This window comes from Pseudoduganella sp. UC29_106, assembly GCF_044055365.1.
In the GTDB taxonomy this organism is placed as follows: domain Bacteria; phylum Pseudomonadota; class Gammaproteobacteria; order Burkholderiales; family Burkholderiaceae_D; genus Rugamonas.
Window position 1 is genome coordinate 6,430,524 of the sequence record NZ_CP171977.1, and the last position, 12,206, is coordinate 6,442,729.

Annotated in this window: 8 protein-coding genes and 1 pseudogene; 1 reads left to right on the forward strand and 8 read right to left on the reverse strand. The window is 61.9% G+C overall.

Annotation, left to right across the window (positions count from 1 at the left end):
• Window positions 1–125: 125 nt before the first annotated feature.
• From ACHMW6_RS32035 to ACHMW6_RS32065, 7 genes and pseudogenes are all read right to left on the reverse strand, one after another.
• The gene (locus tag ACHMW6_RS32035; RefSeq protein ID WP_395403188.1) at window positions 126–1,589 is read right to left on the reverse strand and encodes a sodium:solute symporter family protein; all 1,464 of its coding nucleotides are present in this window, start codon (window positions 1,587–1,589) and stop codon (window positions 126–128) included.
• A 110-nt stretch (window positions 1,590–1,699) separates the two neighbouring features.
• The gene (locus ACHMW6_RS32040) at window positions 1,700–2,614 is read right to left on the reverse strand and encodes a hypothetical protein (RefSeq protein ID WP_395403190.1); all 915 of its coding nucleotides are present in this window, start codon (window positions 2,612–2,614) and stop codon (window positions 1,700–1,702) included.
• Between the two features lie 93 nt (window positions 2,615–2,707).
• Entirely contained in the window at window positions 2,708–5,845 is a 3,138-nt protein-coding gene (locus ACHMW6_RS32045; RefSeq protein WP_395403192.1) for an efflux RND transporter permease subunit, read from the reverse strand.
• A complete protein-coding gene (locus ACHMW6_RS32050; RefSeq protein ID WP_395408767.1) occupies window positions 5,842–6,606 on the reverse strand; it encodes an efflux RND transporter periplasmic adaptor subunit in 765 nt (254 codons plus the stop codon). Before ACHMW6_RS32050 ends, ACHMW6_RS32045 begins: the two co-directional genes overlap by 4 nt.
• Before the next feature lie 118 nt (window positions 6,607–6,724).
• A pseudogene (locus ACHMW6_RS32055) lies at window positions 6,725–7,030 on the reverse strand (biotin/lipoyl-binding protein); the annotation flags it as partial.
• A 21-nt stretch (window positions 7,031–7,051) separates the two neighbouring features.
• Complete coding sequence (locus tag ACHMW6_RS32060) at window positions 7,052–8,398, reverse strand: ATP-binding protein (RefSeq protein ID WP_395403194.1); 1,347 nt, start codon at window positions 8,396–8,398, stop codon at window positions 7,052–7,054.
• A gap of 17 nt (window positions 8,399–8,415) precedes the next feature.
• Window positions 8,416–9,141: a response regulator gene (locus ACHMW6_RS32065; RefSeq protein ID WP_395403196.1), complete on the reverse strand. Its 726-nt coding sequence runs from the start codon at window positions 9,139–9,141 to the stop codon at window positions 8,416–8,418.
• Between the two features lie 381 nt (window positions 9,142–9,522).
• Between ACHMW6_RS32065 and ACHMW6_RS32070 the strand changes: the two genes are divergently transcribed.
• A complete protein-coding gene (locus tag ACHMW6_RS32070; protein ID WP_395403198.1) occupies window positions 9,523–10,005 on the forward strand; it encodes a Spy/CpxP family protein refolding chaperone in 483 nt (160 codons plus the stop codon).
• Between the two features lie 293 nt (window positions 10,006–10,298).
• On the opposite strand, the gene dsbD is transcribed toward ACHMW6_RS32070, so the two are convergent.
• Window positions 10,299–12,152, reverse strand: coding sequence for a protein-disulfide reductase DsbD (gene dsbD, locus ACHMW6_RS32075; protein ID WP_395403200.1), 1,854 nt, complete (start codon window positions 12,150–12,152; stop codon window positions 10,299–10,301).
• Window positions 12,153–12,206 lie beyond the last annotated feature (54 nt).

A 12,206-nucleotide genomic window follows, 5' to 3' on the forward strand; every position in this document is an offset into this window, starting at 1 on the left:
GATCCGCCCTACACACCTCGATTACGCAAGTCCCAATGAAAAACGCCGCGAATTCGCGGCGTTTGCATTTCGGTGACGCGTAGGGCGGATCATTGATCCGCCGTGCCTCCCGGCCCGCGGCGCCGTTATGCGCTGAGGCCCTTGACGAGGTGTTTCGGATCGTGCCGGTTCTTGAGGATCTGCGGCATCAGCGATCCGCCGATCATCCCCACGAATGCCGCCATCAGGCCCGCCAGCTGTCCCGGGAAATGCGTGCCCAGCTCCGACACCTGCGGGAAGAACACAATCCACGTCCCGATGCCCAGCGCCAGCGAAGCAATCGCGCCCTGTGTCGTCGAACGCTTCCAGTACAAGCCCATCACCAGCGGCACAAAGGCGCCCACCAGCGTCACCTGGTAAGCACTCGACACCAGGTCATAAATCGAAGTGCCCTTCATCGCCACCGCATACGCCAGCACCAGGGCGGCAAACACGACGATGGTCATGCGCATGGCCAGCAGCTGCTGGCGGTCGCCCATGCCGGGACGCAGGTTCTTCAGGATGTTCTCCACGAAGCTGGTCGAAGGCGCCAGCAGCGTCGCCGACGAAGTCGACTTGATTGCGGACAGCAGCGCGCCAAAGAACAGGATCTGCATGACCAGCGGCATCCTGGTCAGCACAAAGGTCGGCAGCAGGCGCTGGTAATCGTTCTTGGCCATTTCCATCGCGTTATCGCCCATCACGATCACGGCGCAGGCCACAATGAACATCGGCACGAAAGCGAAGAGGATGTACGACGCGCCGCCGATCATGGCGCCGGTGCGCGCCGTCGGCGCATTCTTGGCGGACATCACGCGCTGGAACACGTCCTGCTGCGGAATCGAGCCCAGCATCATGGTCACGCCGGCGCCGATGAAGAAGGCGATGTCGGTGAAGGAAGCCGGCGGCAGGAAGTTCCACAGGTTCGAATCGGACGCCATCGCGACCACCTTGCCGGCGCCGCCCGCCAGGTCAGCGGAGAAAAAGGCGATCACGGACAAACCCAGCACCAGAACGATCATCTGGATGAAGTCGGTCCAGGCCACGGCCAGGAAGCCGCCCACCACCACGTAGATAAGCACGGCCAATGTGCCCACGATCATGCCCATGGTTTCGGACATGGCGCCATTGGTCAGCACCGAAAACACCAGGCCCAGCGCGGTAATCTGCGCCGCCACCCAGCCGAGATAGGAAACAATGATGGCCACCGAGCAGAACACCTCGATGCCCTTGCCGTAGCGCTGGCGGTAGAAGTCGCCGATGGTCAGCAGGTTCAGTTTGTAGAGGCGGGCCGCGAAGAACATGCCGACGAGGATCAGGCAGGTGCCCGCGCCGAACGGGTCTTCCACCAGCGCATTCAGGCCGCCCTGCACGAACTTGGCGGGAATGCCCATCACGGTTTCCGCGCCGAACCAGGTGGCGAAGGTCGTGGTCACGACCATGATCAGCGGCAGGCTGCGGCCGGCCACGGCGAAGTCGGTCGTATTCTTGATCCGCGTTCCTGCCCACACGCCCAAGGCAAGCGTACCCAGCAAATACAGTACGACGAAGGAAATCAGCGTGACGTTCATCTCAGTTCAGTGCTCCGGCCATATGCAAAAATTTTGGGCGATTATAGCGGCAGAACGAAGCCGGAACTACGTCAGTTGCAAGAAAAAGATCGCAGTGACAACACTTTTTTTCAGCGCAGCTTACCGTAGCCAGGGAAGAACTCCTGCAGCAGGAAAGCCTGCAGTTCCGCTTCGTCTTCCTTGCGCGCACTCATCGGCACATTGCGGCCGAGGCGGTGCGATTCCCAGACGAAGTCGCCAGGTTTTTCCTTGCGGATCATCTCGATCATTTTCTTCACGATGGCCGTTTCGATATCCTTTTCCAGGCCCTGGTCCACGTGGACCTGCTGCGACCACTGGCGCTTGAAGTTCGAACTGAAGCCGCGGAACTTGATGTCAGCGCCGTTGAAGGTCTTGTCCACGACCTGGAAGATGCCGCCCGTATCGTTGCGCTCGCCGTTCGCACTGCGGCCCTGGGCGCCCATGATATTGGCCATGGCGCGGCCCTTGGCGGCCGCTGCTTCGCTTTCGGCGGCGGACGGCTCAGCCGGCTGCGCATCCGCATTGCGGGCGCGGCGGCGCATTTCGACCATGGCCTGCATATCGGTCGCCTCCGGCGGCGGTGGCGTCAGCTTGGCCTGCTCGGGCGGCACGATCTGTTCCTGCGGCTTGATGCGCTCGGTGATGGCGTTTTTGTTCGGCGGCAGGTAGGCGCGGGTCGCCTTCGGCGTTTCGGCCTTGGCCGTTTTGGTCGGTTTGGACGGAGTCGGCTTCGGCGTGGGCTTAGGCTTGGAGACCGGCAGCGGCGCCACCCACACCATTTCGCCCTCCTTGGCCGGCGGCGTTATCTTGATTTCAGTCTTGGGATGAATGAAATACGCCAGGACCACCAGCAGGTGAACCAGCACCGTCGCGCCGATACCGTAGCGGTTCGGCTGCTTGTGTGCACCATATTCGTGCACGACGATCTGCTCCTGCGGCATGGGCTGGCCGCAGTGGGGGCAGAACTCGGTGTGCTCTTCGGGGACTTGGGCGAATTGGTACAAGATAAACAGTCTTCGGCAGGTACAGGGGACAAGCTTACTCAAAGTCGACTTTGACGAATGTTACAGTATGTAAGCTTGACCCCGGCAATGATATCAGTGCTTGCCGGCACTGACTGCTTTCAGCTCGATGGCGCGCACTTCCTTGCCATCGCCACCCTCTTCCATATCCTCGTCCTTCATCGGACCATTGCCGCTGTACTTGTCGAGGAACAGGTAAATCACAGGCGTAATGTAAAGCGTGATCACCTGCGAGAAGATCAGGCCGCCGCACACCGCCAAACCGAGCGGCTGGCGCAGCTCGGCGCCGGCGCCCAGGCCGAGCGCGATAGGCAGCGCGCCCATCAGTGCCGCCAGCGTGGTCATCATGATCGGGCGGAAGCGCAGGATACAGGCTTCGCGGATCGCGTCGGATGGCTTCATGTTCTGCTCGCGCTGGGCGTGCAGGGCGAAGTCGATCATCATGATCGCGTTCTTCTTCACGATACCGATCAGCATCAGGATGCCGATGATGGCAATCATGCTGAGGTCCATCTTGAAGATCCACAAGGTCAGCAGCGCACCCACGGCCGCGGACGGCAAGCCGGCCAGGATGGTGATCGGATGGATATAGCTTTCGTACAGCACGCCCAGCAGCACGTAGATCACGCCCAGTGCGGCAATGATCAGGATCAGCTGGCTGCCCTGGGTGCTCTGGAACACGGCCGCGTCGCCGCCGTAGCTGGTGATGATGGACGCGGGCAGGCCCATGTCCTGCCCCATCTTGTCGATCTTGGCGGTCGCGTTACCCAGCGGGACATCCGGCGCCAGGTTGAAGGAAATCGTGATTGCCTGCAACTGGCCCTGGTGGTTGACGGCGGTCGGGCCCACGGTGCGTTCCACGGTGGCAAAGCTGGACAACTGCACCAGGTTGCCGGCCGAATTGCGTACCGACACCTTGGTCAGCGCATCGTCGAACTGGCGGTCCTCATCGGAGGCTTCCATGATCACGTAATAGCTGGCCGCCGACGAGTAGATGGTCGAGACCTGGCGCTCGCCATAAGCGAGGTACAGCGCGGTGCGGATATCGGCCATCTTCACGCCCAGGATGTTGGCCTTGTCGCGGTCGATCTTCAGCTGGGCCTGCAAGCCCTTGGCCTGGGAATCGCTGGTCACGTCGCGGAAATCCGGGTCGGAGCGCATGCGTTCCTGGAATTTGGAAGCCCAGTCGTTCAGCGAATCGGGGCTGACGGACTGCAGCGTGTACTGGTAGCGGCTCTTGGACGGGCGACCGCCCAGTTGCAGATTCTGTACCGGGCTCAGGTACACCGAAACGCCGGCCACCTTTTTCGTTTCCTGGCGCAGACTGTCCAGCACCTGGGGCATGGGCTTGCGCTCGGAGCGCGGCTTCAGCACCAGGAACATGCGGCCCGTATTGCCGCCGCCGGTGAAGGACGTGACATCCTTCACGGCCGGATTGGCGCGGATCACGTCCACCACTTTCATCTGCAGTTCCAGCATGGCGGAGGTGGAAATATCTTCGGACGCTTCCGTGGTCACGCGGATCTGGCTCAGGTCTTCCTCGGGGAAGAAGCCCTTCGGCATGACCGCATACAGCCACACCGTCAGCGCGAAGGTGCCGAAAGCGATGCCGAGCACAACGAAGCGGTGGCGCAGCGCGATGTCCAGCGTGCGCGCATAGCCGTTGCGGGTGGCGTTGAACAGGCGTTCGAAGTGGCGGCCGATGAAGGTGTCGTCGCCCGAGGTTTCGTGCGAATCGGACGGCAGCAGGCGCGAGCACAGCATCGGCACCAGGGTCAGCGACACGATGGCCGACACCAGCACCGACAGGGCCACCACCACGGCGAATTCGTGGAACAGCAGGCCGATCACGCCCGGCATGAAGAAGATCGGAATAAACACCGCCACCAGCGACACGGAAATCGACACGATGGTGAAGCCCATTTCGCGCGAGCCGACAAAGGCCGCCTGCAAAGGCTTCATGCCATGCTCGATGTGGCGCACGATGTTTTCCAGCACCACGATCGCATCGTCCACCACCAGGCCGACGGCCAGCGTGATGCCCAGCAGAGACACGTTGTCCAGGCTGTAGCCGAAGGCATACAGCAGGGCCAGCGCGCCCAGCAGCGAAATCGGCATCGTGATCGCCGGAATGAAGGTAGCGGCCGCACGGTGCAGGAAGAGGAAGATCACCAGCACCACCAGGATCACCGTCAGGCCCAGGGTCAGGTTCACGTCGTGGATCGCTTCGCGGATGGAGACCGAACGGTCATTGACCAGGTTGATGTTGACCGAGGCCGGCATCTGGGCCTTGAAGCGCGGCAGCAACTGGCGCACGCCATCCACCACCTGCACGGTATTGGCATCCGGCTGACGCTGCACCAGCAGCACGATGGAGCGCTCGCCGTTGTAGCTGCCGGCAGCCTTGATCGACTGGAAGCTGTCCTCCACCGTGGCCACATCCTTCAGGCGTACCGGCTGGCCGTTGCGCGTGGCGACAATGATCTCGGCGAATTCGGCGGCGCGCATCATCTGCGCATTGCCCTGGATGGTCAGGGTCTGCTTCGGACCATCCAGGATACCCAGTGGCGTGTTCGCGTTGGCGGCCTTGATGGCCTGCTGCAGCTCATCCAGCGTCATATTGCGCGAATTGAGCAGGTCGGAGCGGGCGCGGACACGCACGGCAAAGCGTTTCTGGCCATTGACCGACACCTGGGCCACGCCCGGCAGGGTCGACAGGCTCGGTGCAATCAGGTTTTCCGCGTAATCGTTGAGCTCGGACAGGCTCAGCGATGGCGAGTTCATCGTCATGAACAGGACCGGCGCATCGGCCGGGTTGAGCTTGCGGTACGAAGGCAAGTCCGTCATTTCCTGCGGCAACTGGCGCTGGGCGCGCAGCAGCGCGGCCTGCACGTCCACCGCCGCTTCATTGACGTTGATCGAGGGATCGAATTCCAGCGTCAGCGAGGTATTGCCCAGCGTGCTGGTCGAGGTAATCAGGGACAGGCCGGCAATCGTAGAGAATTGCTTCTCCAGCGGCAGCGCGACGGAAGACGCCATCGTCTCCGGGCTGGCGCCCGGCAGGTCGGCCGAAACGTTGATGACCGGGGTGTTGTAGCTCGGCAGCGCCGCCACAGGGATGTGCGAATAGGCGAGCACACCAGCCAGGATCACGGCTATCGAGAGCAGCACCACCATGACGGGGCGCCGGATGCTCAGCTCGGAAAGGTTCATTCGGCTTTACCCTTCTTATTGCCCTGCCCTTCGCCCGGGCCCTCCTGCTGAGCCAGCTTGGCATCGGCGATACGCACCTTGCCGCCTGGACGCAGGTTCTGCTTGCCCTCGACGATGACTTTCTCGTCGCCCTGCAGGCCGTCCACCGCGGCGTTCGCGCCAAAGGCATAGAGACGCTTGATATTGATGACCTTGGCCGTCTGGTCCGGGGCCACCGCGTATACGAAAGTGCCGCGTGTGTTGGTAATGATAGCGTTTTGCGGCACGACAAGCGCGCCTTTCAGCGTGGCCACGGTCAGCCTGGTGGTCACGTACTGGCCCGGCCAGAGGCGGGTGTCCTTGTTGTCGAAGCGGCCCTTGACGCGGATCACGCCGGCCACCGGATCGACGGTGTTGTCGACGAAACTGAGTTCACCGTTGATAGGCTTGTCCGAATTGTTCTGGAAAGCCTGTACCGACACTTTGCCGGCGCGCTGCGCGTCCAGCAGGGCAGCCAGGTTCGTTTCCGGCACGTTGAAGGCAACGTTGATCGGATCGAGCTGGGTGATCGTGGTCAGCGAGGTGGTCAGTTGCACCAGGCTGCCTGGATAGACATTGATGGCGCCCACGCGGCCGGACTGCGGCGCGCGGATAGCGTTGTAGCTCTGGTCCACGCGTTCGGCGCGGGCAGCGGCGATATTCGATTCCAGCACGGCGCGCTGGGAGTCGACCTGGGCCTTGAGCGTGTCGACCGAGCTCTTGGCCATGAAGTTCTGGGCCACCAGTTCCTGTGCGCGCTTGTATTTGGCGCTCCAGGTCTGCCAGGGTGGCGCGGTCCTTCTGCACCTGGGCTTCAGCCTTGTCCACATTGGCGGTGGCGCTGCGGCTGTCCAGCGTGAACATCAGCTGGCCTTCCTTGACGAACTGGCCTTCCTTCACATGCACCTTGACGATGGTGCTGGTGGTTTGCGGATGCAGGTCCACGGTACTGATAGGGCTAACAGTACCGTTAGCACTCAAGGTTACGGGCACATCCTGGCGTTCCGGCGCAATGACGTTGACGGTGGTCGGGCCCATGTCGCCGCCCTTGCCTTTGCCGCCGGCAGGCGCGCCGCTGCCTTCGGCCGGCGCCTTCATCGAATACCAGGCGCCAGCGCCGACGACGGCTGCCACGCCTACCAGAACTACCAATGTTTTCTTTTTCATCGTTGAAGTGGGATTTGCTTTTTACTTACCTGCATAGAATTCGGGTACGACCAGTACGGCTTCGAGTCCGCCCCGATCGTGGTTGGCCAGGCTCAGGCTGGCGCCATGTTGTTCGGCGATATTGCGGGCGATCGTCAGCCCCAGGCCGGTGCCGCCGGAACTGCGCGAACGCGACGTTTCCAGCCGGTAGAAAGGTTCGAACACGCGCGCCAGCTGGTCCTGGGGAATGCCGGGACCTTCGTCGCGGATGCGCACGCGTGCAGCGCCGGCCATGCGTTCCACTGTGACGTGGGCGCGCTGGCCGTACTTGACTGCATTATCGATCAAGTTGACGAGGCAGCGGCGAATATCGAGCGGGCGGCCCATCAGCGCCATGGCGGCATGGCCCTTCAGGTCCACCGACTGGCCGGCATCGGCGGCGTCGGCACAGACGCTGTCCAGCAGGGCATCGAGATCGAGGCGCTGCATCGCTTCCGTGGTATCCATGCTGCGCGCCAGGTCGAGCCCCTCCCTCACCATCTGCTGCATGGCGGACAAATCGCCCAGCAGCTTCTGCTGCAGGTCATCGTCGCTCACCTTTTCCAGGCGCAGGCGCATGCGGGTCAGCGGCGTCTGCAAATCATGAGTGATGGCGGCCAGCATTTCGGTGCGCTGGGCGATATGCTGGCGGATACGCGCCTGCATCGCGTTGAAGGCGGCGCTGGCCTGGCGGATTTCATTGGAACCACTGAGCTCAAGCGGCGGATGGTTGATGTCATTGCCGAGATCCTTGGCGGCGCTGGCCAGGCTCTTCAGGGGATTCATCGTCATGCGCGCCACCAGGTAAGCCAGCACGGCAATGCTGAGCAGGAAGGGCACGAAGGCGGCATACTCGTTCTGGCCGGCGCCGGGCGGCTGGCGCGGCGGGAGGATGGAAAGCTTCAGCGTCTGGCCATCCGGCATTTCCACCAGCATGGCTTCACAGGCGCCGCGGTACTCGGTGACCTGGGGCGCGAAGATGGCGAAGGTGGAATAGGACTGGCGCGGCTGGTCGCAGCGGTCGGGACGGTCAACCAGCGAGGTCAGCTTGTATTCGCTGCCGAGGCGGCCGGCCAGCGCCGTGCCGAACTCGCTCAGCGGCTGGCTGGCTTCGTTACCGTGGGCCACTTCCAGCTTCACATTGGCCTTGCTGGCCACTTTCAGGTACTGGTCGCGCGACTCGGGGCGCACGACTTCGGTGGTCGCAATGATTTGCTCGGCACGTTCCAGCGCGTGGAAACCGCGATAGCGTTCCAGCGTGCGCTGGCGTTCGTTGACGGCCAGCCATTGGGTCAGCGCGGCGGAGGCGACGATGCCCAGCATCAGCACCAGGAACACGCGGCCCGTCATGGACCTCCAGAAAGCAATCACGCAGTGGGCTCCACAGAGACCGGGCCGGCCAGCACATAGCCTCCGTTACGTACGGTCTTGATGATCTGGGGCAGGCGCGCGTCCTCACCCAGCTTCTGGCGCAGGCGGCTGATCTGGATGTCGATCGAACGATCGAAGGGGTCGGCGTCCCGGCCCTGGGTCAGGTTCAGCAACTGGTCGCGGTTCAGCACGCGGTTCGGATGCTCGAGGAAGACCTTGAGCAGGCGGAACTCGGCGCCGGACAGCATGATGACCGTGCCCTGCGGGTTCAGCAGATGGCGGGCGGTCAGGTCCAGGATCCAGCCGGAAAAGCGGATCTGGGTTGCCTTGTCCGAGCCGGAAGCCGCAGTCGCCGTGCTGCGGCGAAGCACGCTGCGGATGCGGGCCAGCAGCTCGCGCGGCTCGAAAGGCTTGGGCAGGTAATCGTCGGCGCCCATCTCGAGGCCGAGGATGCGGTCCAGAGGCTCGCTGCGGGCGGTCAGCATGATCACCGGCAGGTTGGAATGCGCGCGCAGCTTGCGGCAGAGGGTCAGGCCATCTTCGCCGGGCAGGTTCAGGTCGAGCACGATGAGGTCGGGCTTGGATTCGTCCAGCAGCTTCCACATGGCCGAGCCGTCGCCCGCACCCTGGGTGCGATAGCCGTTAGTTTCCAGATAATCCTGCAGCAGCGTGCGGATATCACGATCGTCGTCGACGATGAGGATGTTGGTGGCATTTTCCATGCCCATAATTATCCCTTGCAACGCCGACGGCAGGTAAGCAGTTTGTATCGTCATGTTTAAAAATGAGGCACCGATACATGACGTTACAAAACTTTTCGCCTAATAATTCAAATAGTTAATTGTGAATCATGATGAATGGACTGCTAACTCCGCCGCGGCCAATCATCCAAAAATTTGCCCGCAAAATCCAGCGCCGGCCGCGTGCAGGTCATCGCGCGAGTCCCGGCCGCCGACCTGATACCAAGCGCCGCCGCCCCTCGCGAAACACTCGGATACAAAAATTGGGGCTCGGGACACTTCGCTGAAACAGCATGTTGAGAAGATGCACTCATGTGCCGACGAATTGCACATCAATCGTCAACGAATCGGGAGATTTAAAGCATGAAAACCTTGCAAAAAGTATTCATTATCGGTGCGGCTGTTATCGGCATGAGCTCGGCCGCATTTAGCGCCCAGGCGCAGGATGCGACGCCGCATCGCCAATATGCGGCAACCAAATTCGATCCGGCCAAAATGGCCGAGCGCATGGATAAGCGCATGCAAAAACTGCACGACGCCTTGAAACTGACGTCGAATCAGGAAGGCGCCTGGCAGACTTATGCCTCCGCCATTAAAGCGGATATGCCAACCACGCGCCCGGATTTCGCCTCGTTTAAAAACCTGAGCGCACCGGAAAAAATGGAAAAGCGCATTGAATTCGCCAAGACCCATATTACCCATATGGAGAATCACCTGGCCGCGCTGAAAACTTTTTACGCAGTGCTGACTCCGGAACAGCAAAAGACTTTCGACCAGGCGATGAGCCACGGTCGCCACGGCCGCGGTGGTCATCATGGTGATCCGGCAGCCCGCAAGCAGGGTTAAGCCCTACTTCTGATTTTCTTGCTCTTTGGTGCTTAGCCGGGACAGCGCAAGCTTTCCCGGCCTTTTTCGCCCTTATCACGCCAAGATTTAGCGCGATCTGGCTAGAATCCGGCATGAAAGGGCCGACGGCGCATCTGAAACCAGTAGCGTAACCCTGGTGGCAGCCACCCCATTTGCTGCTGCGCGACGGACCGCACGATAAGCAATGGGGTGGCTGCCACCTGCTTTTGAGCCGTTGGTGTGGAAAAGAAAAAGGGCGCCTTGCGGCGCCCTCTTCTGTCTTGAGTTCGATCCTAATTGAGCCGTTCAAGCGACTTCAGGAACTTGCCGCTATCCTGGAATCCGATCACGCGGCTCGCGGGAATTTCCTGGCCTTGCGCGTTGAAGAGAATAATTCCCGGCGGGCCGAATAATCCGAATCGCTTCAGCATTGCCTTATCATCTTCATTATTGGCCGTCACATCGATTTGCAGGGTAATGGTATTAGCCAGCTTTTGCTGAATAACCGGCTCAACAAATGTCAGCTTTTCCATTTCCTTGCAGGAAACGCACCAGTCGGCATAGAAATCGAGCAGCACGGTTTTGCCGCCGGTATTGGCAAGAATGGCATCCAGTTCCGCGCTGTTTTTAATGCGCGCGAATTTCATATGACGATCGGCGCTGCCGGTCAAATGGCTTAATGGCGCAAGCGCATCGCGTCCGCCGGTTGCCACACCGACCAATTGCACGGTGCCGAAAATAACAAATACCGCACCGATGACTTTCGGCAACAAGGTGCCGCGCTGGCGCAGCAAATAAACACCGTAGCCGAGGCCAAGGAGGGTCCATCCCACCATTTGCACGACTGCCGGCAATACCGGTGAAACCAGCCACCAGGCCATGGCCAGCAGCAGCACGCCAAAGAACTTCTTCACCGAATCCATCCAGGCGCCAGCGCGCGGGATTAGTGCACCTGCCGACACGCCCACCAGGATCAGCGGCACGCTCATGCCCACCGCCATCGAGAACAGCGCGCCGCCACCGACGACCACGTCGCGGGTCTGGCTGATGTAGACCAGGGCGCCGGCCAGCGGGGCTGCCACGCAGGGGCCGACGATCAGCGCGGAAATGGCGCCCATTGCGAACACGCCGGCCAGCTTGCCCGACGACTGGCGGTTGGATGCCATCGTCAGGCGGCTCTGCATCCCGGCCGGCACTTGCAAGTCATACACGCCGAACATGGACAGCGCCATGCCCGCCATGCCCAGCCCGAAGATACCCAGCACCCAGGGATTCTGCAGCGCGGCCGACAGGCCTTCGCCGATCAGGCCGGCCGCCACGCCCAGTGCGGTATAAACAATGGCCATGCCCAGCGAATAGGTCACCGACAGCGCAAAGCCGCGCGAGCGATTGCCGCGTGCGCCGTCGCCGACAATGATGGAGGACAGGATGGGCACCATCGGCAACACGCATGGCGTGAACGACAATCCCAGGCCCAGCGCAATGAACAGGGGAACGATGACGAACAGGCTGCGGCCTTTCAGCGCGGATTCGATGCGGCCCATCTCGCTTCCCTCGGCAGCCGCGGGTGCGGCAGCGGCGACAGGCGCGGCGGCGGCAGGCACCACGGCGGCGGTCGCCGCTGCGTCGGCGCCGGGCGCACCCGCCACGCTCACGTCGGCAGGCGCCGGCTGCGTGCCGAGCGCAAGCGCGGATTTCGCGCCGGCCGCCGGCGGACCGGCCAGCGCCGCACCGCCCACAGCCATCAAGCGTGCGGTCGATTCCTGCGGCGAGTAGCACAAGCCCTTGTCCGAACACCCCTGGCTGGTCGCCACCAGGGTGAACGGTCCTGCCGCGGACTGCACCGGCACCAGGATCGTCACGCTGTGGCGGTAAGTCTCGACATTCTTGGCAAAGGTTTCGTCGTACTTGACCTTGCCGGGCGGGATCTGGGGTGCACCCAGTGTGGCGCCGTCCGCCTTGAAGGCGAAGCGCTCGCGGTACATGTAATAGCCCTCGGCAATGTCATACGTGATGGAGATGGTCTTTCCATCAACAATTCTGGCCGAGAACTTGAAGGCGACGGCCGGGTCGAGGAATTCTTCATCCGCGCGCGCCGGATGGGCGAACAGGGAGAGCAGGAGCAGCACGGCGGATAGCAGTGCCATCAGGGGAGTTTGGGAACGGGGCATGGATCGGGCGAATTGGTGAATCGACAGCGC

Excerpts from the sequence above, each read along its gene's own strand:
- ACHMW6_RS32070 (WP_395403198.1), top strand. The coding sequence starts at position 9,523 with ATGAAAACCTTGCAAAAAGTATTCATTATCGGTGCGGCTGTTATCGGC.
- ACHMW6_RS32060 (WP_395403194.1), bottom strand. The coding sequence starts at position 8,398 with ATGACGGGCCGCGTGTTCCTGGTGCTGATGCTGGGCATCGTCGCCTCC.
- ACHMW6_RS32065 (WP_395403196.1), bottom strand. The coding sequence starts at position 9,141 with ATGGAAAATGCCACCAACATCCTCATCGTCGACGACGATCGTGATATC.
- dsbD (WP_395403200.1), bottom strand. The coding sequence starts at position 12,152 with ATGGCACTGCTATCCGCCGTGCTGCTCCTGCTCTCCCTGTTCGCCCAT.
- ACHMW6_RS32035 (WP_395403188.1), bottom strand. The coding sequence starts at position 1,589 with ATGAACGTCACGCTGATTTCCTTCGTCGTACTGTATTTGCTGGGTACG.
- ACHMW6_RS32045 (WP_395403192.1), bottom strand. The coding sequence starts at position 5,845 with ATGAACCTTTCCGAGCTGAGCATCCGGCGCCCCGTCATGGTGGTGCTG.